19 protein-coding genes and 3 pseudogenes are annotated in these 19,519 nt (G+C 56.6%); 17 read left to right on the top strand and 5 right to left on the bottom strand.

Annotated elements, in window-relative coordinates; genetic code table 11:
• Positions 1 to 11: 11 nt before the first annotated feature.
• Both ACZ1HM_RS21505 and ACZ1HM_RS21500 read right to left on the bottom strand, forming a co-directional pair.
• Complete coding sequence (locus ACZ1HM_RS21505; protein WP_299590309.1) at positions 12 to 302, bottom strand: TrbC/VirB2 family protein; 291 nt, start codon at positions 300 to 302, stop codon at positions 12 to 14.
• Entirely contained in the window at positions 299 to 916 is a 618-nt protein-coding gene (locus tag ACZ1HM_RS21500) for a lytic transglycosylase domain-containing protein (RefSeq protein WP_472744767.1), read from the bottom strand. Before ACZ1HM_RS21500 ends, ACZ1HM_RS21505 begins: the two co-directional genes overlap by 4 nt.
• A 577-nt stretch (positions 917 to 1,493) precedes the next feature.
• Between ACZ1HM_RS21500 and ACZ1HM_RS21495 the strand changes: the two genes are divergently transcribed.
• Positions 1,494 to 1,790, top strand: a complete 297-nt coding sequence (locus ACZ1HM_RS21495; RefSeq protein WP_472744766.1) for a hypothetical protein — start codon at positions 1,494 to 1,496, stop codon at positions 1,788 to 1,790.
• 6 nt (positions 1,791 to 1,796) lie between these two features.
• Here the strand turns inward: ACZ1HM_RS21495 and ACZ1HM_RS21490 are convergent, their stop codons facing one another.
• On the bottom strand, positions 1,797 to 2,150 hold the full coding sequence (locus tag ACZ1HM_RS21490; RefSeq protein ID WP_472744765.1) for a hypothetical protein: 354 nt from the start codon (positions 2,148 to 2,150) through the stop codon (positions 1,797 to 1,799).
• A 392-nt stretch (positions 2,151 to 2,542) separates the two neighbouring features.
• On the opposite strand from ACZ1HM_RS21490, the gene ACZ1HM_RS21485 reads away from it, so the two are divergent.
• From ACZ1HM_RS21485 to ACZ1HM_RS21430, 12 genes and pseudogenes are all read left to right on the top strand, one after another.
• On the top strand, positions 2,543 to 2,959 hold the full coding sequence (locus tag ACZ1HM_RS21485) for an antitoxin Xre-like helix-turn-helix domain-containing protein (RefSeq protein WP_472744764.1): 417 nt from the start codon (positions 2,543 to 2,545) through the stop codon (positions 2,957 to 2,959).
• A complete protein-coding gene (locus ACZ1HM_RS21480; RefSeq protein ID WP_472744763.1) occupies positions 2,956 to 3,660 on the top strand; it encodes an RES family NAD+ phosphorylase in 705 nt (234 codons plus the stop codon). The genes ACZ1HM_RS21485 and ACZ1HM_RS21480 overlap by 4 nt, the downstream gene beginning before the upstream one ends.
• Before the next feature lie 421 nt (positions 3,661 to 4,081).
• Positions 4,082 to 5,401, top strand: a complete 1,320-nt coding sequence (locus ACZ1HM_RS21475; RefSeq protein WP_472744762.1) for an ABC transporter substrate-binding protein — start codon at positions 4,082 to 4,084, stop codon at positions 5,399 to 5,401.
• 104 nt (positions 5,402 to 5,505) lie between these two features.
• A complete protein-coding gene (locus ACZ1HM_RS21470) occupies positions 5,506 to 6,453 on the top strand; it encodes a carbohydrate ABC transporter permease (protein WP_472744761.1) in 948 nt (315 codons plus the stop codon).
• Positions 6,450 to 7,388, top strand: a complete 939-nt coding sequence (locus tag ACZ1HM_RS21465; protein ID WP_472744760.1) for a carbohydrate ABC transporter permease — start codon at positions 6,450 to 6,452, stop codon at positions 7,386 to 7,388. Before ACZ1HM_RS21470 ends, ACZ1HM_RS21465 begins: the two co-directional genes overlap by 4 nt.
• Before the next feature lie 55 nt (positions 7,389 to 7,443).
• Complete coding sequence (locus ACZ1HM_RS21460; protein WP_472744759.1) at positions 7,444 to 7,632, top strand: hypothetical protein; 189 nt, start codon at positions 7,444 to 7,446, stop codon at positions 7,630 to 7,632.
• A gap of 5 nt (positions 7,633 to 7,637) precedes the next feature.
• Positions 7,638 to 8,735, top strand: a complete 1,098-nt coding sequence (locus tag ACZ1HM_RS21455; RefSeq protein WP_472744758.1) for an ABC transporter ATP-binding protein — start codon at positions 7,638 to 7,640, stop codon at positions 8,733 to 8,735.
• The gene (locus tag ACZ1HM_RS21450) at positions 8,728 to 9,723 is read left to right on the top strand and encodes an ABC transporter ATP-binding protein (protein WP_472744757.1); all 996 of its coding nucleotides are present in this window, start codon (positions 8,728 to 8,730) and stop codon (positions 9,721 to 9,723) included. The genes ACZ1HM_RS21455 and ACZ1HM_RS21450 overlap by 8 nt, the downstream gene beginning before the upstream one ends.
• A gap of 13 nt (positions 9,724 to 9,736) precedes the next feature.
• Positions 9,737 to 11,360, top strand: a pseudogene (locus ACZ1HM_RS21445) (dihydroxyacetone kinase subunit DhaK).
• 17 nt (positions 11,361 to 11,377) lie between these two features.
• Positions 11,378 to 12,430, top strand: a complete 1,053-nt coding sequence (locus ACZ1HM_RS21440) for a LacI family DNA-binding transcriptional regulator (RefSeq protein ID WP_472744756.1) — start codon at positions 11,378 to 11,380, stop codon at positions 12,428 to 12,430.
• 27 nt (positions 12,431 to 12,457) lie between these two features.
• Complete coding sequence (locus tag ACZ1HM_RS21435) at positions 12,458 to 13,513, top strand: sugar phosphate isomerase/epimerase family protein (RefSeq protein ID WP_472744755.1); 1,056 nt, start codon at positions 12,458 to 12,460, stop codon at positions 13,511 to 13,513.
• Positions 13,513 to 14,636 (top strand): annotated as a pseudogene (locus tag ACZ1HM_RS21430) (Gfo/Idh/MocA family protein). The gene ACZ1HM_RS21435 and the pseudogene ACZ1HM_RS21430 overlap by 1 nt, the downstream one beginning before the upstream one ends.
• A gap of 324 nt (positions 14,637 to 14,960) precedes the next feature.
• Here ACZ1HM_RS21430 and ACZ1HM_RS21425 read toward each other — a convergent pair.
• Positions 14,961 to 15,587, bottom strand: coding sequence for a LysR substrate-binding domain-containing protein (locus ACZ1HM_RS21425; protein WP_472744754.1), 627 nt, complete (start codon positions 15,585 to 15,587; stop codon positions 14,961 to 14,963).
• 133 nt (positions 15,588 to 15,720) lie between these two features.
• Positions 15,721 to 15,825 (bottom strand): annotated as a pseudogene (locus ACZ1HM_RS21420) (helix-turn-helix domain-containing protein); the annotation flags it as partial.
• Positions 15,826 to 15,984: 159 nt separating this feature from the next.
• Between ACZ1HM_RS21420 and ACZ1HM_RS21415 the strand changes: the two are divergent.
• The 4 genes from ACZ1HM_RS21415 to ACZ1HM_RS21400 all read left to right on the top strand — a co-directional run bounded on the left by ACZ1HM_RS21415 (position 15,985) and on the right by ACZ1HM_RS21400 (position 19,514).
• Entirely contained in the window at positions 15,985 to 17,067 is a 1,083-nt protein-coding gene (locus ACZ1HM_RS21415; protein ID WP_472744753.1) for an ABC transporter substrate-binding protein, read from the top strand.
• On the top strand, positions 17,064 to 17,606 hold the full coding sequence (locus tag ACZ1HM_RS21410; protein WP_472744752.1) for an ABC transporter substrate-binding protein: 543 nt from the start codon (positions 17,064 to 17,066) through the stop codon (positions 17,604 to 17,606). Before ACZ1HM_RS21415 ends, ACZ1HM_RS21410 begins: the two co-directional genes overlap by 4 nt.
• Entirely contained in the window at positions 17,606 to 18,625 is a 1,020-nt protein-coding gene (locus tag ACZ1HM_RS21405) for an ABC transporter permease (RefSeq protein ID WP_472744751.1), read from the top strand. The genes ACZ1HM_RS21410 and ACZ1HM_RS21405 overlap by 1 nt, the downstream gene beginning before the upstream one ends.
• Positions 18,626 to 18,797: 172 nt before the next feature.
• Positions 18,798 to 19,514: an ABC transporter permease gene (locus ACZ1HM_RS21400; RefSeq protein WP_472744750.1), complete on the top strand. Its 717-nt coding sequence runs from the start codon at positions 18,798 to 18,800 to the stop codon at positions 19,512 to 19,514.
• Positions 19,515 to 19,519: the final 5 nt, after the last annotated feature.

Genomic DNA, 19,519 nt, shown 5'->3' with positions numbered 1-19,519 from the left:
CTTGGTGATCCTCAGGTTGTCCAGATTGCAGCGACGATGGTCGGCGCAGCGGCGATGCCTGCGATGGCAACAAGGACCCACAGTGCCTGGCGGAAATCGAGGATGCCGAAGAGCCAGGAGAGGAAGACACCGATCAGGGCAAGCGTGCCAATCACGATACCAAGTGGGCCGGTGATGGCGTCGACAATCCCTTGGAGAAGGGTCTGGATGGGTGACAGGTCGATGCTCTGCGCCAGGGCAGGGGAGGCCATGGCAAACAGGAGCGTAGCCAGAGCCAGGGTAGCATTCGGGTTTGGTTTCACGAGGTCTCTCCTTCAAGCCGGTTGAACACGGCCAGCACGCGGCTGACGTGGTTTTGCGTTTCTCGGTAGGGTGGGATGCCCTCGTGGCGGGCCACGGCTTCGGGGCCTGCGTTGTAGGCGGCGAGGGCGAGGCGAACATCGCCGAACTCGGCCATCATCTGCGCCAGATACCGGGCTGAGCCGTCGAGGTTCTCGCGCCAGTCATGGGGATCGACGCCAAGCGCGCGTGCCGTGTCCGGCATCAGTTGACCGAGACCAATGGCTCCGACCCGGCTGCGGGCGGCCGGGTTGTAGGCGCTTTCGGTCTCGATATTGGAACGGAAGACCAGACGCCACTCAGTGACGGTGATCCCGGCGCGCCTCAGGCCGGGGTGAGCGGCATAGCGGAGCGCGGTGTCGTCAATCGCTGAAAGGAATTCCGGGGTGGGGGCAAGAGTCCTCCGGCTGACAATGCCAGTTCTGAATCCATCGGCGGATGCGTTTTCGTCATCCCCAAGGATTGCCAGCTCCTCGCGTGCCGATCCTTGGCCGATCCCGTCGTTGTAGTTTCGCGCGAAGCTGCTTTGCGACGTTGAGGCCCGAAGGGAGCCGTCGCCCTGCATGACGAGGACCATCCCTTCGCCTTGCACGGCTGCAGGTGCCAAGCAGATTGCGAAGATACTAACGATGCGACGGGTCAGACGCGGTGTCAGGTGGAAGCGTGTGCGATGCGCGCCCGCCTTCGTAAAGCGGGATCGTAATATGCGTGAAGCCAAGACCTCCAAGAAAGGAGATGAGGCCGTTGGCGGTCTTGAAGGTTCTTGGAACGATCTCAGGACCGTGGGCTGTGTAGTGCCTTGCAGGGACAAGGAATTTCTCGAATTCTCGCGCCGGATCAACGACACGAATAATCCGGGCGCCATACCAGACAGACGATTTTTTCTCGGCTGTTTGGACGCAGACGACCTCTGCGCTGCACGCACTCTCAATGAGGGTCTTGAACAGAGTCTCTGTAACCACATTCGGAGCACCTTCGCTTGACTGAGACCCCATGTCTGCGGACGTACCTCGTGGTTTGCAGGCCGGGCCCTGGTGACGGATATGCTTACGATATGAGATTATAATATTGATATCAATATAATATTGAAACTAGGCTGATTTGGCGTCGGATGACGGTCTAATCCCTTGTTTCTAAGAGCGAAAGAATGATCGATGGCTGCGGTCAATTCATCAGCGGTTCTTTTCATCTTTATAGTATCAGCGGTTTTCTGCGGATCTCAGGCGTATGCGATGACCTGCCTTGCGCCACCACGACCGTTCGTTCCGAGCGATCCAGCACAAGCCCGCGAATTCGCAGATATCATCCAGAAGGATTTCGAAACCTACATCGCTGAAATCCAGCGATACTTCCTGTGCCTTGATGAAGAACGAACTCGCGCCTTTACCGAAGCCCAAGAGGTCAGCCAAGAATACGGCCGCTTTCTCGAGAGCGTATCCAAGGTCCGTTGAGCGGCGTCACTCTGCGTCGCCAGGCTGCAGGGTATGCGTTGACCGTCCGCCTTCTTTGAGTGGGATGTTGGCGTGACTGCATCCAAGATCAGAGAGGAATGAGATCAAACCGTTTGCGGTTTTGAATTCGCGGATTTGGACTTCGTCCTTATCTGCGGAGGCTCTTGAGAGAACAAGCAAGCGTTCAGATGAGCCGTCCTGGCTCACACCGCGAATGACCCACTTCCCATACCAAACTGCGGCTTTTCGGGTGGCGGACGATGTGCAGATGACTTCTGCATTGAACCCCTCTGCCATCAGGCTTCGCAAACGACCTTCGGTGACCACATTTGGCGCGGTCTTCCCCAGATCAAACGTCATTCCTTCCCCCTTGCCAGCCTCTACCCCTTCGTATTGAAAAGGTCAGCCGCCCCAAGCCACGTCTCAGCCGAGCAGCGACGATGTTATGATATCGGCGCGATTCCGCTGATAGCATTAAGCATCATGTTGCTGGGAATCCAATACATATGGGCATTCGGGACCTGTTGATGCGCGTCAATCGAGGTGTCGATCTTGTAGTCTTGCATTATGTGATGACAGCGATCGTCACCTCGAGAGGGAGTAAGAGTGCGCTTTACTCTGTTGGTGCAGACGTCTGTCTCTTGTCGGATATCGCTGGCCAGAATTTGAAACGCTAACGAACTCACCACCAAGCATTCCTTGACTATTTCGCCTCATATGACTACTTATTATGCATCATATGGAGAAGTTCCATGTTGGAACCAGTTCAGTTCGCTCCCGAAGATGGCACCGTGCAACCTGTTGCCGAGGCTGAAGAGATTGCGGCAATCGTCAAGGCTGTCGTCCGCGCAACCGACGCATGGGGTTTGTCGAATGCCGAAGCGGCGGCACTCTTTGATGTTCCGAGTGCGACGTGGAGCAGAATGAAGGCCGGCACCTACAAAGGTGTGCTGGATCAGGACAAAGTCACGCGGGCGAGCCTTCTGATCGGTCTCTTCAAGGGGCTTCGGCTCTTGTTCAATGGTCCGCTGACCTATGGCTGGCCGAAAACAGCGAACGCCGGTTCGGGTTTCAATGGAAGGAGCCCGGTTCAGGTCATGTGCGATGGCGGCATTCCGGCGATGATGAAGGTCAGGCAGCATATCGATGCACTCCGGGGTGGAGTGTGATCCGAGCCGAAGACCTCGATCAAGTCGACTTCACCGATCCGACTACAATCCGCCTGATCTCCACTGCCTATATCGACCAGCCGGCCATGGCGCCGCTGGCCGACGATGAGGACGATCTGGCGATCCTTGAAGCGATCGAAGGGCTGACGTCAGCGCGCCGGACGGTCACGCTGCCGGTCCCGGGCGGGCTCGACCCCGCCGAGTTGCTGACCGCGGCGGCCGGGTATGGATGGACCTACGTCAATGCAGCGTTTTGCTACACTCGCGCGACAGGTAACCGGTTCAACGGTCCAGAACGCGGGGCTTGGTATGCAAGCTACGGCGAGGACGCGGTCAAAACAGCGCAAGCCGAAGTGTCCTGGCATCTGACGCGCGAGTTGGAAGCGACGGGCGTCTTTGAGAACCTTACGGCCTATCGCGAACTGCTGGCTGGTTTCACGACGCGGATGCACGATCTGACAGACAGGGCAGGGGAGGAGGTCCTGAGCCCGGACCCTCGCATCGCCTATCCGATCGGCCAAAGGCTTGCGCAGGACGTGCTGGGTTCAGGCGGCAATGGGCTGCTCTATCCGTCGACACGCCGAGACGGAGGACGCTGCCTCGTCGCGTTCCGCCTACACCTGGTTCAGAACGTCCGCCAAGGCGACACCTGGATCTTCACTTGGAGAGGAGAGGCTACTCCCGAAATCACACGCGTATAGTGGCCTCGTCTTTGTCAGGCCGGGCGGAGACCAGACTTTCGCTGCAAATGCAAAAGTCGCCTCTGTTTTTTTCGAAAAGCGGACTTTCAATCATCTGCAGGATAATGAGCAATCAAGAGTGTCGCAATTCGAATACAAGAAGCTGGGACGCCGAACTCACAGCTCGCCAGGTTCCGGTTCATCGGCATAGTAGACCTAATTTGTTGTAGGCGCCCTTCGCAGGCGCGACGGATTTCCGCGCGATACACGAGTAGTAAAAACGCTAAAATATTATTTAATATTCAATATTTGCGCGCCATAATGAGGTGCGTACCTCATTTTTTTCTCGACTTGAGGTGCGTACCTCATCTAGCGTCAGGGAAGTCTGATAGACGATTCGAGCGAGTCGCATTCGTTCGGACTTACCTTGGGAGGAAAAATGATGAGAAATTTGAAACTGGCATCGGCCAGCTTACTGGCGATTGCATCTGCGTCATTTGCCAGTACGGCACAAGCGGACGATCTGACGCTCTGTTGGGCGGCATGGGATCCCGCAAATGCGCTTGTCGAGCTCAGCAAAGAGTTTGAGGCACAGTCGGGCCACACCATGAGCTTTGAGTTCATTCCCTGGCCCAATTTCGCCGACCGCATGCTCAACGAGTTGAACTCCGGCGGGAAGCTTTGTGATCTGCTGATTGGTGACAGTCAATGGATCGGTGGCGGGGCAGAAAACGGCCATTACGTGAAGCTGAACGACTTCTTCGATGCCGAAGGCATTTCAATGGACGATTTCGCGCCTGCGACTGTCTACGCCTATTCGACATGGCCCAAGGGTACACCGAACTACTACGCGCTTCCCGCAATGGGCGATGCCAATGGCTGGTTCTATCGCAAGGACTGGTTTGAACGTGACGACATCAAGGCCGCCTTCAAAGAGGCAACAGGCCGCGATCTTGGCGAACCTCAATCCCAGAAGGAAATGCTTGAGATCGCACAGTTCTTCCAAGGCCGCGAGATTGACGGCAAGACCGTTTATGGTGCTGCGATCTTCACCGAGCGTGGATCGGAAGGCATCACGATGGGCGTGACATCCGCGCTTTATCCGTGGGGCTTCAAATATGAGAACACCCCCGGTGCCTATGACATGGAAGGAGCCGTGAATTCTGCGGAGGCCGTTGAAGCACTTGAATTCTATAAGGAATTCTACAAGACGGCGACACCGCCAGGCTATACAAACTCCTATATGGGTGAGAGCCTCGATGCGTTTAAGTCTGGCCAAGTCGCGATGGCGATGAACTGGTTTGCGTTCTTCCCGGGCCTCTATGCCGACCCCAATACCGGTGGCGACAAGATCGACTTCTTCGTTAACCCGCCGCAAAATCAGGCCGGTTCCACACTCGGCGGGCAGGGCATTTCGGTGGTGGCCTATTCCGACAAGCAAGACGCGGCGCTGGAATACATCAAGTGGTTTGCAAAACCCGATGTGCAGGCGAAATGGTGGGAGCTTGGCGGTTATTCGGCGCACAATTCCGTGCTGAACGATCCAGGCTTTGTCGACAGCCAACCGTTTGCGGGTGACTTCCTCGATGCGATGGGTGCCGTGCAGGACTTCTGGCAAGAGCCAGCATATGCCGAACTGCTTCTGGCCATGCAGAAACGCGTCCACGACTATGTTGTGGCCGACCAGGGCACAGCACAAGAAGCGCTTGATAAGCTGATCGAAGACTGGACAGAAGTCTTCGAAGATGAGGGCAAACTATAAAACCTTCCTGTTGGCCGTAGCTGGCCAACGACGCTGATGGGCTGCCCCGGAGACTGTCTCCGGGGCACGCCCTCCCTGCAACCTAATGACCGGATCAGCCGCCCATGTCCGACACCCCCGTGTCCCGCGCCGCACGTGCCACACCCACTCGGGTCGCACGCAAGATCAAAGGCCTCAGTGATCGCGCCATTGCGTGGATCTTTGTTGGGCCGACGATCTTTCTGCTGCTGGCGATCAACATTTTTCCTCTTATCTGGACGATCCAACTCAGCTTCACCAACTACAAGGCCAACCGCATTGGCCGTGAGGTTAAAAACATCGGTCTGCGCAACTATGAGCGTATCCTGACCGATACCGATATCTGGCTGAACATGCAGGCCACTGCGCATTTCCTCTTTTGGACCATCTTCTTTCAGGTCCTAATCGGGTTCACGCTGGCCTATCTGATCAACAAGAAATTCAAGGGCAATGATTTGTGGACCACGATCATCGTGCTGCCGATGATGCTGTCGCCTGCGGTTGTCGGGAACTTCTGGAAGTTCCTCTACCAACCTCAAATCGGACTGTTCAACTACATCGTGGCCTTCTTCACCGGCAAAGAACCATCCAGTTTCGAAATGCTCGGATCGGTCAACCTAGCCCCCTGGTCGATAGTCATTGTCGATACTTGGATGTGGACACCTTTTGTAATGCTGATCTGCCTTGCGGGGCTACGATCGATCCCTGACTACATTTACGAGGCGGCAGAGGTCGACCGCGCCTCCAAGCTCCGCCAATTCTTCACGATCACCGTCCCCATGGTGCTGCCCTTCCTGATGCTGGCCGTGCTGTTCCGTGGGATTGAGAACTTCAAGATGTTCGACCTCGTGGTGCAACTGACTGGTGGGGGTCCCGGTTCGACCACCGAACTCACCTCGATCAATCTCAAGCGAGAAGCGTTCGAGAAATGGCGGACAGGCTATGCCTCTGCCTATGCAATCATCCTCTTTGTCACGGTCTTCGGCCTTGCCTCGATCTATGTCAAAGCCCTGAACAAGGTGAAAGAAAGATGAGCAGCTTTTCCGTCACCGAGCCGTCCAAACGCTCCAAATGGTTTGCTGGCACGCTGGTAATCCTTTACGCGCTGATCACGATGATCCCGCTTGCCTGGATCATGCTGACCGGGTTCAAGTCACCAGCTGACGCGATCAGCTACCCGCCCAAGGTCGTGTTTGAGCCGACACTTGAGGGGTACGTGAACCTCTTCACGCAACGCACGCGTCAAACGCAGGAATATCTTGACGCCAATCCGCCTGAAAACTGGCGTGACGAAATCGTGCGGCAATACGATATGGTCATTGTCGGCCCATCGAAATTCGGGGAGCGGTTCCTAAATTCGGTTATCATCGGCTTCGGTTCGACATTTCTGTCGATTTTCCTGGGCACGCTTGCGGCCTATGCGTTTAGCCGATTCAAAATCCCCCTCGCAGATGACCTGCTGTTCTTCATCCTATCAACAAGGATGATGCCGCCCATCGCCGTCGCGATACCAATCTTCCTAATGTATCGGCAACTGGGACTGTCTGACACGCATCTGGGGATGATCCTGCTTTACACGGCGGTGAACATCTCGCTCGCGGTCTGGCTGCTCAAAGGGTTCATTGACGAAATCCCACGCGAGTATGAGGAAGCAGCCCTGATCGACGGATACACCCGCTTTCAGGCCTTTTACAAAGTGGTCCTGCCGCAGGCCGCAACCGGCATTGCCTCGACCGCAATCTTCTGCCTGATCTTTGCCTGGAACGAATACGCTTTTGCGGTGCTTCTGACCTCCGGCACGGCCCAAACAGCGCCGCCATTTATCCCGACTATCATCGGTGTGGGCGGCCTTGACTGGCCTGCCGTTGCAGCTGGTGCCACGATCTTCCTGATCCCGGTCATGATCTTCACCATCCTTTTGCGCAAGCACCTGCTCAGAGGCATCACATTCGGAGCGGTGCGCAAATGACCCGAAGCCGTTGGACAAACCCCATGGCGACACGCCAACCACACGAGGACCTGACATGAGCGCATTTTTCGCCGGACTTCTAAAGTTTCGCCGCGGCCCATGGGAGATGGTCGCAACCATCCTGATCGGCCTTGGGGTCTTTATGCTCATGCAGCCCTTTGTGCTCTGGGGTTTCACCTATTCCTTCATAACCACGCTGGTTGGTACGGTGATGTTCATCATCGTCAGCCACTTCCCGGAGTAACTTTCGTGGCGCAAATCCAAATCAAGAATGTCCGCAAGGAGTTCGGCGATTTCGTCGCTGTGAAAGAAAGCTCTTTCACGATCGAAGACGGCGAGTTCTTTATGCTGCTTGGCCCGTCCGGCTGCGGCAAGACCACGACCCTGCGGATGATCGCAGGGCTCGAGCTGCCAACGTCGGGGGAAATTTATCTCGACGGCGAAGAGATAGGCCAGCGGCCCCCGTCCGAGCGCGATATCGCATTCGTGTTTCAGATGTTTGCGCTCTATCCGCATATGAACGTGCGCAAGAACCTCAGCTACCCTCTGGTGAGCCAGGGCATGCCCCGCGCGCAGGTCAAAGCCAAAGTCGAAGAGGTCGCGGGCATCCTTGGCATCACGGACATACTGAACCGGCCTGTCGGCGGTCTGTCCGGTGGCGATAGGCAACGCGTTGCCTTGGGGCGCGCCATTGTCCGCGATCCCAAAGCCTTCATGATGGACGAACCCCTCGGTGCGTTGGATGCTGAGTTTCGTGAGCATATGGCTGAGGAACTTCGCGCGCTCCACGATCGTATGAACGCCACAACCGTCTATGTGACCCACGACCAGCTAGAGGCCATGCAAATGGGCGACAAAATCGTCGTGATGAACAACGCCGTGGTCGAACAATTCGGCACCCCACAGGAGATCTACGACAAACCTGCCACGATGTTCGTCGCAGACTTCATCGGGTCTCCCTCGATGAACTTCCTGAACTTTAACGGTGCCGTATCTGAAGGTGAAACCGCCGTTGCCCTGAATGGACACTCGCTTGCCGTGCCGCGCCAAATGCAAGGATCCTCCGGCAACCTCGTCTTTGGTGTGCGTCCCGAGCACATCTCGCTTACTGATGCTGGCGACTATCGCGGCGAAGTGCTGGCGACCGAATATCTCGGCACCACCCAGATCGTGACGCTCGACACACCCAATGGTGAAGTGAAAGCCCGCATCGACAGCACGCAGGTGGCCAAGGTTGGTGAGAAGGTCGGCCTCACCTTCGAATCCCCCAAAGTCACGCTTTTCGATGCCTCCAATGGGGCGGCGCTACTGTCGGAGCTTAATCAGGGGGTCTTGTCCCATGGCTGAGGTGATCCTGAAAAACCTGACCAAATCCTTCGGCAAAGACATTGGTGTGTCTGACATTTCAATGACCATTCCCGATGGTGCGTTTGTCGTGATGCTCGGGCCGACAGGTGCGGGCAAAACAACAACTCTGCGGCTCATCTCGGGCCTTGAAAAACCGGACGGCGGCGAGGTCTGGATTGATGGGCGTAATGTAGAAGGTGAAACCCCTGCGCAACGTGACGTGGCGATGGTGTTCCAACAATATTCGCTCTATCCCCATCTAACGGTGAAGGACAATCTCGCCTTCCCGCTGAAATCACCAATTCTCAATACGCCTATTGCCGAAATTGAGCGCAAAGTCGCGGACGTCGCCGAAGTGCTGCAGATCAGCCACAAGCTGGGAAACAAGGCCACAGAGCTTTCGGGCGGCGAAATGCAGAGGGTATCCATCGGGCGGGCGTTGGTGCGCGACCCGGCGATTTACCTGATGGATGAGCCGCTCAGTTCGCTCGACGCGAAGCTGCGTACCGACTTGCGGGTGGAACTCAAACGCATACAGGCAAATCTTGGAGCAACTCTGCTTTACGTGACCCATGACCAGATCGAGGCCATGACCATGGCCACCCATGTCGGCGTCCTCGATAATGGTCGCCTTGTGCAATTCGGCACCCCGCGTGAGATTTATGAGAACCCCAACTCGCTCTATGTCGCGAGCCGCCTCGGGCAGCCCCGCATCAATATCTTACCCGCCGATATTTTTGGTGCGGCCCCCATGGGCGCGATGCAGATTGGACTAAGGCCTGAACATATTCAGCAAGGTTTCGGGCAAGAGGCAGAGGTTCAGCGGGTGGAGCATCTGGGCGATCAGAACCGTCTGCACCTGATCCTAAAGGGCCATCCGATCACCACCATCGCCGATCCGTCGACCGACTACGAACCCGGGGGGCACATAAAAATCGCGCCCAGAAATCCACTTTGCTTCGACGCCGATGGCAACAGAATTCGTTAGGGAGATCATAGACATGCCTCAGTTCATCAATGAGAAAGAAACGCTTGTCACCGATGCGATTGATGGGCTTCTTGAAACCTCCGGGGGAGGCTCGCCCGCCTCGATGGGTATCCCCATATCAAGGTTGTGTGCCGCGCCGACTGGGACAAGTCAAAGGTTGCTCTGATTTCCGGTGGTGGATCGGGGCACGAACCTGCCCATGCGGGTTTTGTGGGCGAGGGGATGTTGACCGCCGCAGTCTGTGGCGAAGTCTTCGCCTCGCCCTCTGTTGATGCGGTATTGGCAGGCATTCTTGCCGTCACGGGCCCCGCAGGCTGCCTTTTGATCGTGAAGAACTATACAGGCGACCGGCTGAATTTTGGCCTTGCCGCTGAACGCGCGCGGGCCTTCGGACATAAGGTCTCCATGGTTGTGGTCGATGACGACATCGCTTTGCCTGACCTGCCCCAACCTCGCGGTGTGGCCGGCACGCTTTTTGTTCACAAGATAGCAGGCGCACTTGCACAAGCCGGTTCCGATCTGGAAAAAGTGACCCAAGCGGCGCAGACGACAATCACGCATATGGCCTCCATCGGTAAGTCGCTAGACACCTGCACGGTTCCCGGTTCCGCCAAGGAAGACCGCATCGCGCCCGGCATGGCGGAACTTGGACTTGGCATTCACGGGGAGGCGGGCGTTCAGCAAGTGGTGTTCAAGAATGCCAAAGATGCGATGGATCTGGTACTGGAGAAACTGGAGCCAAAGATCGGCTCTGGTCCGCATGTCGCGATCCTCAACAATCTGGGATCGACGACGCCGCTAGAGATGAGCGTATTGGCGCATGAGCTTGCAACGTCACCCAAAGCCAAGAACATCAAACACATCATCGGACCCGCGCCCTTGATGACCTCGCTTGATATGCATGGTTTCTCCGTCTCGGTTCTGCCCGTAGACGACGTCAATCAGACCCATCTGGAGGCATCGGTTGGCCCAGCCGCATGGCCTGGCATGAACGCGATTTCCGAGCCTGCGATAAGGCCGCTCCCCGATGGGTTGAGCCTGATCAAGCCGATCCCGTCTGAAAACCCCAAGACGAAGGCGGTGCTAGATCAGTGCTGTGATCTCTTGATGGCGGCAGAGACTGAATTGAACGAGCTTGATGCGAAATCTGGCGATGGGGACACCGGCAGCACACTCACCACCGCCGCCAAAGCTCTAAAGGGCGCGCTCGACCGGATGCCTCTGGCCGATCCCACGCAGCTCTTCCGTGCCGTTGGAGAAGAGTTGAGCCAGACTATGGGGGATCTTCCGGCGTAATCCTCGCAATCTTCTTTGGGGCAGCGGGCGATGCCTGCGCCTGTGGAAAACCGATACCCAAGGCGCTTCTTGCGGGGCTTGATCGCATCTCTCAGGTTGGAGGAGCCAGCAAAGGAGATCGCACGATGATCGACGCACTTGAGCCCGCCTTAAAGGCCTTGCCGGACGGAATTGCGCATGCTGCGCGCGCTGCCCGTGACGGCGCGAATGCTACAGCGTCCATGGGCCGTGCCAAGGCGGGGCGCGCGTCTTACGTGCCCGAGGAGAATCTGATTGGTTATAATGACCCTGGCGCCGAGGCAGTCGCGCGTCTATTCGAAGGGCTGGCCAAAGCCATGTAACGACCAAACAGGATACAATGACGCAAGACACTCACACCAAGGCTGCTCCGACAATAAACGACATCGCCCGTGTCGCTGAAGTCAGCTTGGCCACCGTAGACCGAGTTCTGAATGCACGTCCCGGTGTTCGCGAAAAGACAGTCGCGCGGGTGAACAAAGCCATCGCTGATCTTGGCTATGTGCGCGATACGGCCGCCGCCAATCTTGCGCGCGGGCGCATCTACAATTTCGTTTTCATTCTGCCGTCCAACCACAACGAGTTTCTTACGTCACTTGAAACGCAGATCGAGCAACTGAGCCAGAGTATTCGCCACGAACGCACGCGCCTGTCCTTTGTGCGTGTCGCAGCCTTTGATCCGGTTGCTTTGGCGAACGCCCTAGAGCAAATCGACACGAACCGCACAGATGGCGTGGCGATCTTCGGACCGGAAACCCCGTCTGTCCGAGATTCCATCGCCCATCTCCGCGCCAATGGCGTAACGGTTGTGTCATTGGTTGCTGATATTCCAAGCTCTGAGCGCGACTTTTATGTTGGCATAGACAACATCGCCGCAGGGCGCACGGCGGCACAGCTCTTGGGGCGTTTTATCGGTCCTCGAGAGGGTAGCATCCTGGTTCTCACGGGCAGCATGCTGGCCCGCGACCATCTTGAAAGGCGCCTTGGTTTTGATGAAATCATGGCCCGGGACTTTCCCAAACTAAATATCCTTGCTTCCCTTGAAGGCCGGGACGATCCTGAACTCATAGAAAAACTGATGCCGGGCACTCTGGCGGACAATCCAAACATCATTGGCATTTACTCTTCAGCGGCCGGCAACGAAGGCCTCTTGAGTTTCTTTAGGAAAAATCCCGAATTTCAGCGCCCGAACGTTGTGGCGCATGAGCTTACGCCCTTGTCCCGTGATGCATTAAACAATCGGCTTCTTGATGCGGTGATCAGCCAGGACTCGGGCCATCTCGTCCGCAGTGCCGTGCGCATAATGCGCGCAAAGGCCGCCAGCGTTCCGATCAACGCCGCACAAGAGCGCATTCGGATCGACATTTATCTGAAGGAAAACATGCCGAGCTAGGCGCATACTGATTTGGGAGGATCACTCATGAAAACAATCAAAGGCCCGGCGCTGTTCCTGGCGCAATTTGCGGGCGATGACGCACCGTTCAATTCTTGGGACGCTATCACGAAATGGGCCGCAGATTGCGGCTACAAAGGCGTGCAAGTGCCAAGCTGGGATGAACGTATTTTCGATCTCGCGAAAGCCGCGGAAAGCAAAGACTACTGCGACGAATTCAAGGGACAAGCCGCCGCCAACGGCATTGAAGTGACGGAGCTATCGACCCATCTCCAGGGCCAGCTCGTGGCTGTGCATCCCGCCTATGATACTGCCTTCGATGGGTTCGCGGATCCGTCCGTCCATGGCAATCCGGCAGCACGTCAGGAATGGGCCGTTGATCAAGTGATGAAGGCCATCTCCGCTTCTGCCAATCTTGGGATCAGCGATCATGTGACATTCTCTGGCGCTTTGGCTTGGCCTTACGTCTATCCTTGGCCTCAGCGCCCTGCAGGACTGATTGAGACCGCATTTGACGAGCTTGCAAACCGTTGGTGTCCGATCCTCGATCATGCCGAAGAAAACGGCGTAAACATCTGCTATGAAATCCACCCGGGCGAAGATTTGCATGACGGGATTACATTCGAGATGTTCCTTGAGCGCGTCGGCAACCACGCGCGCTGCAACATGCTCTACGATCCATCTCATTTTGTACTGCAATGCCTCGACTATCTCGACCACATCGACATCTACAAAGACCGGATCAAGATGTTCCACGTCAAGGACGCAGAGTTTAATCCAACTGGCAAACAAGGCGTCTATTCTGGTTATCAACCTTGGGTTGATCGGGCCGGACGTTTCCGTTCGCTTGGGGACGGCCAAGTGGATTTCGCGGCAATCTTCTCCAAAATGGCAGCCAATGATTTCGACGGGTGGGCTGTTGTTGAATGGGAATGCTGTCTAAAGCACCCAGAAGACGGCGCGCGGGAAGGCGCTCAGTTCGTAGCGGACCACATCATTCGCGTGACGGATCGCGCTTTCGACGATTTCGCTGATGGTGGAACGGATGAGGCGGCTAATCGCAAAATTCTGGGGATTTCATGATGGGACGGATCAGACTTGGCATGGTCGGTGGCGGCAATGACGCGTTCATCGGTGCCGTGCACCGTATCGCATCGCGCATCGACGATCGGTATGAGTTGGTGGCGGGCGCCCTCTCTTCGACCCCCGAAAAATCTCAAACTTCCGGCGAAGCGCTCGGGTTGCCACGCATTTATGACGACTTCAAACAGATGGCGATCCGCGAGGCACGGTTGAAAAACGGGATCGAAGCGGTCAGCATTGTCACGCCGAACCATGTACACTACGCCGCCGCGCGCGAGTTTCTAAAGCGGGGAATTCACGTGATCTGCGACAAGCCCCTGACGTCGACCGTGGCAGATGCAAAAAAGCTCGTGAAAGTGGCAGAGACTTCGGACGCTCTCTTTATCCTCACGCATAATTACACCGGTTACCCAATGGTCCGTCAAGCGCGAGAGATGGTCGCGAAAGGGGAGATAGGTAAAATCCGGGTTGTCCAGGTCGAGTACCCGCAAGACTGGCTCACGGTCGAGCAGGATTTCAAACAAGCTGAGTGGCGCACTGATCCCGAACGGTCAGGCGCGGGCGGATCAACAGGTGACATTGGCACCCACGCCCATAACTTGGCGCGTTTCATCACGGGGTTAGAAGTCGAGAGCTTGGTTGCTGATCTTGACGCCTTTGTGCCGGGCGCCGCGTGGACGACAACGGCCACGTCATGCTGCGTTTCGAAGGAGGTGCTAAAGGCATGCTCTGGTGCTCTCAAGTGGCTCCGGGCAATGAAAATGCGCTTCGCATTCGTGTGTACGGTGAAACCGGCGGGCTTGAATGGGCGCAGGAAGATCCGAACTATCTTTGGCACACGCCCTTTGGTGAACCCAAGCGTCTGATTACACGCAATGGCGCGGGCGCCGGAGAAGCAGTTGCGCGCTTAAGTCGGATCCCGCCCGGTCATCCTGAGGGTTACCTTGAGGGTTTCGCGAACATCTATTCCGAAGCTGCGGATGCGATAATCGCTCACCGAAATGGCGAAAAGGCATCTCCCGATCTACACTTTCCAACCGTCCAAGACGGGTTACGCGGCGTTGAATTTGTGGATGCCTGTGTCAGGTCGTCCAAACGAAATTCTGCATGGGTGAAGATTTAGAATCGAGCCTTTTCTACTTTTGGTTTTCTCGCGCTTTTGCAGTCACCGATGTTCGTTTGCATGCAATGGCGGAGCAAATCCAATGTCCGTTTCCGCTGAGCCGCACCGCAGCATCTTGGGCGGTCAGTGAACGGCAGGAATGGGCCGTTAGCAGGGGCGGTCCGTTGATCCCGATCACATGCCGCGATCGGCTTTGCGGCGACAGAGAGCACAATACAATCACAGTGATATCATGCTGCATGCTTTCGCAGTAAGAGAGGTTCGGCAGTTACAAAGAGCATGACGTTGTCGCAGAGCACTCCTAACCCGACATCGCGTTTATGCCTACGATAGAGCCGTCATGACCTGATTTGCGAACTTTAGTGCGGCGACTGGCAGGGTGCGTCCTTTGAGATGTCCGAGGTAGAGTTCTCCTCCCGTCACGTCTCGCTCTGCGATTGGAACGAAAGACATGTCCGGTCGGGCAAGAGCGTTCAAGCCAACGGGGATCTGAAACCCGATCCCGTGACCGTAGGCTGCAAAATGGCGCACCATGTCGAAACTATCGGTTTCAAGCGCAGGTTCGAGCTTTCCACCAAGTCGCGCTGCGGCCTGATCAAGAAGAACGCGCACGCCAAATTGCCGGGCAGGCAAAACGAGATCGTATTCTAGGCATTCCCGCAGCCGCAGGCTCTTGCGATCAGCCAATGGATGCGCGGCCGACATCACGGCCATAACCGGCTGATGGACGGCGTGCAGCACTTCAAAGTTGACCATATGCGCTGGTTCAAAGACCAGTGCCAGATCGCTTTCGAAGGTCACCAGATCCTGTTCTGCCTGAATGCGGTCGCGCACGTTCACGCTGAATGTGACATCGGGAAACTCGGCACGATACTTTGAAATCTCGCGCGGCAGAAAGTACGGGAGAAGCGCACTGGGAGCAGGCGATCTTGACGTGCCCGCGCCGCACACCTGACAGGTCCGCCACTTGACTATGGACGCGTATCAGATCCTGCCTTTGAAGGCGGATATGGTGAAGGAGCAGCTCCCCCGCAGGATTGAGCCTCATGCCTCTGGGAAGGCGCTCGAAAATTTCTGAGCCAAACTCTTCTTCGAACGCCTGTATGCGTCGGTTGAGGGCGGAGGCGGTAATGTTCGTATCCTCTGCAGCTTTCCGAATGGACCCAGAGCGATGCACTGCCTCGATCATGTCGTAGATGAGCAAATGGCGCATGATACGTGTCCCGGCAGGAGTGACATCTAAGCGCTGCATTTTTTGCATCACTCTGCTTCGGCTTTAGCATTTGTGTGCAGCACTGGCCAGTGTCAAACAAATGGCAATCTTCTCATTGCTCGCAAAGGACTTGCCATGACGGACACTTCTCGCAGAAATTTCCTCAAATTGACCGGCACTACGATGGGCGCGGCAATGTTGCCGTTTCTCAAAGCCATGCCCGCTCACGCGCAGACCGGCGGCACCATCGTTGTCGTTTCAGGCCAAACGATTAACAGTCTTGACCTGCACCGCACCGGCACCAATCGCGCCTCCTATCAGGTGGCCGTGAATTGCTATGACCGGCTTGTCAGCTTTGGCACGAAAGACGCGCCCGGTGGCGGGCTGTCTTACGACTATGACACGATTGTGCCTGAGCTGGCCGAAAGCTGGACCATCTCCGATGACGGCCTCACAATGACCTTCAAGATCAAGTCGGATGCGACGTTCTGGGATGGGCGCAAGGTCACGGCAGCGGACGTGAAGTGGTCGTTCGACCGCGCAGTTTCCGCAGGGGGCTTCCCAACAGTGCAGATGAAGGCTGGCGGGCTCGAGCGTCCGGATCAGTTCGCGGCCGTGGATGACGAAACCTTTGTCATCACTTTGGACAAGCCTTCCAAATTGACGCTGCCGGACCTTGCCGTGCCTGTGCCGTTCATCATCAACTCCGAAGTGGCAATGGCCAATGCGACTGATGACGATCCTTGGGCCATGGAATACCTGCACATGACGCCTGCAGGCTCTGGTGCTTTCAAGGTCGCGCGTTGGGATCAAGGTCAACAGCTTGTTTATGAACGCAACGACGCTTGGGTCGGAGGACCGCTGCCCAGCTTTGAGCGCGTGATCGTGCGCGAGGTGCCAAGCCCGGCAACCCGCCGTGCTTTGATTGAACGGGGCGATGTGCAGATGTCGTTCAACATCCCCAACAAGGACGCGGCAGAACTTGATGCGATGGACGGGGTGGATGTCTATTCCACTCCGATTGAAAACTGCATCCACTGCCTCTGCCCGAACTTCAATTTCGAGCCTTTTCAGGACGCGAATGTGCGCAAGGCGCTGGCATATGCCATTCCTTATGAAGCCATCTTCCAAACCGCAGCCTATGGGCGGGGTGCGCCCATGTGGGAGGTGAGGCTGAGATCACCGATACGGCATGGCCACGCAAGTCGCCCTATATGACTGACTTGGCCAAAGCAAAAGAACACATGGCCGCGTCTGGTTTTGCCTCTGGTTTTGAAGTGCCGCTTTCAATCAGCCTTGGTCTGGCAGACTGGATGGAACCGACAGCGCTTTTGTTGCAAGAGGCGTTTGGGGCGATCGGGATCAACACCCAGATCGAGAAAATCCCAGGAGCGAATTGGCGCACTGCGGCGCTGGTCGAAAAGCGCCTGCCTTTGCATCTTGAGAACTTCGGTGGCTGGCTGAACACCCCTGATTACTACTTCTTCTGGGCGTATAAGAACGGTCACCTGTTCAACTCATCCAACTATCTCAACGAAGAAATCGAGACGTTGGTCGACAGCACGCTGCACATCCCCATGGATGATCCTGCCTATGCGCCGAACATCAAGCGGATGTTTGAAATTGCGTTTGAGGACCTGCCGCGTATTCCGCTTTGGCAGCCAGCCTTGAACGTCGCAATGAACGATGCGGCAGGGTATGAGTTCTGGTTCCACCGTCAGCTTGACGTGCGTCCACTGAACACGGCCACAAGCTGATGGCCGCACGCAGCAAAATGATCCTGGGCCGTGTGGCCCAGGCAATCCCCGTGGTGATGGGCGTTGTCGTGATTTCATTCCTGCTCACGCGCGCCCTTCCCGGTGATCCGGCTGCCTATTTTGCCGGTCCTGCCGCCGATGAGGCATCCATCGCAGAAATCCGCGAGACCCTCGGTCTCGATAAACCGCTCTTTCAGCAGTTCTTTTACTATGTTGGCGATCTGATCCGTGGCGATTTGGGAACGTCGCTGACAACCGGACAGGCCGTTCTTACAGATTTGGGCGCGCGTCTGCCCGCGTCGCTGGAGTTGACGCTGGTGGCACTTCTGCTCTCATGCGCCATTGCGATCCCGCTTGGCGTTCTTGCAGCAACTCGGCCGGGCACTTGGGTCGATCACCTTTGCCGTGTCCTTGTGACGGCGGGGGTTTCAATGCCGACGTTCTTCACCGGCATCTTGCTGATTTACATCTTCTACTATCTTGCGGGCCTTGCACCTTCACCTCTTGGGCGGCTCGACTTTATCTATCTGTCGCCACCGCATGTGACGGGTTTCTACCTGATCGACGCCGCGCTTGCGGGCGACTGGGAAACCTGGCTGGGTGCGCTGAAGCAGCTTATCCTGCCTGCGACGACTCTGGCGCTGTTCACACTGGCACCGATCGCACGCATGACCCGGGCTGCGATGCTGTCGGCACTGTCCTCGGACTTTATCCGTACCGCCCGCGCGGCAGGGCTCAGCGACCGCAAAGTGCTGTTTGGCTATGCGTTCCGAAACGCGCTCTTGCCCGTCGTCACAACGCTCGGGATGGTTTTTTCCTTTACGCTCGGCGCAAACGTGCTGGTCGAAAAGGTCTTCGCCTGGCCCGGCATCGGTTCCTACGCGGTCGAAGCCCTGGTGGTATCCGACTATGCCGCCGTGCAAGGCTTCGTCCTTGCGATGGCACTCCTTTTTGTTGCCCTGAATCTTGTGATCGATATCGCCTATGCGCTGATTGATCCGCGGATTGGGCTGAACTGATGGCTGATATGACTGCATCAACTCCCGACACGACGCGCCGCAAGGGCGACACGACGCTTGGACATATCGTCTATGTGCTGCGCGACAACCCAGTCACAATGCTAGCCTTTGCGATGCTCGCATTCTTCCTGGGCTGTGCATTTTTGGTCCGGCGCTTGTCCCTTACGACCCCTTGGCCACAAATGCCGCACGCGCGTTGGAGGCACCAAGCTGGGACCACTGGTTTGGGACAGACAACCTTGGACGTGACGTATTCAGCCGGGTCATCGTCGCCACGCGACTGGACCTCACGATTTCGGTTGCCGCAGTTGCACTCAGCTTTGTGATCGGCTCAATCCTCGGATCCATCGCGGGGTATTGGGGCGGCTGGCTGGATGCTGTTCTGAACCGTTGCCTTGATACGATCATGGCTTTCCCACTGTTTGTGCTGGCGATGGGCGTCGTTGCGGCCCTTGGCAACACCGTCGAGAACATCATCTACGCCACGGCGATCATTAATATCCCCTTTTATGCACGTCTTGTGCGGGCCGAAGTCAACATTCGTCGCCATTCCGGATTTGCGCAGGCAGCGAAGCTGGCCGGGAACAGCGATCTGCGCGTGCTTGCGGTCCATATTTTCCCGAACTCCTTGCCACCGATGATGGTGCAGGTCTCGCTGAACCTTGGCTGGGCCATCCTAAATGCGGCGGGCCTTAGCTTTATTGGGCTTGGCGTGGCACCGCCGACCCCGGAATGGGGAATCATGGTCGCCGAAGGGGCAAACTTCATCGTTTCGGGTGAATGGTGGCTCGCGGTCTTCCCCGGTCTTTGGCTGATGCTGGCCGTATTCACATTCAACCTGCTTGGCGACGGTCTGCGCGACATCGTTGATCCACGGAAAAGGACCTGAAGCCT

The sequence above is a fragment of the Sulfitobacter sp. GN1-4 genome (assembly GCF_055693825.1).
Note: the sequence above shows the minus strand (reverse complement) of the source record. Positions and strands in the feature narration are given on the sequence as shown.

What these genes read in the sequence shown, in the direction of transcription:
- ACZ1HM_RS21500 (WP_472744767.1), bottom strand. Translation starts at nt 916, where the DNA reads ATGGTCCTCGTCATGCAGGGCGACGGCTCCCTTCGGGCCTCAACGTCG.
- ACZ1HM_RS21495 (WP_472744766.1), top strand. Translation starts at nt 1,494, where the DNA reads ATGGCTGCGGTCAATTCATCAGCGGTTCTTTTCATCTTTATAGTATCA.
- ACZ1HM_RS21490 (WP_472744765.1), bottom strand. Translation starts at nt 2,150, where the DNA reads ATGACGTTTGATCTGGGGAAGACCGCGCCAAATGTGGTCACCGAAGGT.
- ACZ1HM_RS21485 (WP_472744764.1), top strand. Translation starts at nt 2,543, where the DNA reads ATGTTGGAACCAGTTCAGTTCGCTCCCGAAGATGGCACCGTGCAACCT.
- ACZ1HM_RS21475 (WP_472744762.1), top strand. Translation starts at nt 4,082, where the DNA reads ATGAGAAATTTGAAACTGGCATCGGCCAGCTTACTGGCGATTGCATCT.
- ACZ1HM_RS21470 (WP_472744761.1), top strand. Translation starts at nt 5,506, where the DNA reads ATGTCCGACACCCCCGTGTCCCGCGCCGCACGTGCCACACCCACTCGG.
- ACZ1HM_RS21465 (WP_472744760.1), top strand. Translation starts at nt 6,450, where the DNA reads ATGAGCAGCTTTTCCGTCACCGAGCCGTCCAAACGCTCCAAATGGTTT.
- ACZ1HM_RS21460 (WP_472744759.1), top strand. Translation starts at nt 7,444, where the DNA reads ATGAGCGCATTTTTCGCCGGACTTCTAAAGTTTCGCCGCGGCCCATGG.
- ACZ1HM_RS21450 (WP_472744757.1), top strand. Translation starts at nt 8,728, where the DNA reads ATGGCTGAGGTGATCCTGAAAAACCTGACCAAATCCTTCGGCAAAGAC.
- ACZ1HM_RS21440 (WP_472744756.1), top strand. Translation starts at nt 11,378, where the DNA reads ATGACGCAAGACACTCACACCAAGGCTGCTCCGACAATAAACGACATC.
- ACZ1HM_RS21435 (WP_472744755.1), top strand. Translation starts at nt 12,458, where the DNA reads ATGAAAACAATCAAAGGCCCGGCGCTGTTCCTGGCGCAATTTGCGGGC.
- ACZ1HM_RS21415 (WP_472744753.1), top strand. Translation starts at nt 15,985, where the DNA reads ATGACGGACACTTCTCGCAGAAATTTCCTCAAATTGACCGGCACTACG.
- ACZ1HM_RS21410 (WP_472744752.1), top strand. Translation starts at nt 17,064, where the DNA reads ATGACTGACTTGGCCAAAGCAAAAGAACACATGGCCGCGTCTGGTTTT.
- ACZ1HM_RS21405 (WP_472744751.1), top strand. Translation starts at nt 17,606, where the DNA reads ATGGCCGCACGCAGCAAAATGATCCTGGGCCGTGTGGCCCAGGCAATC.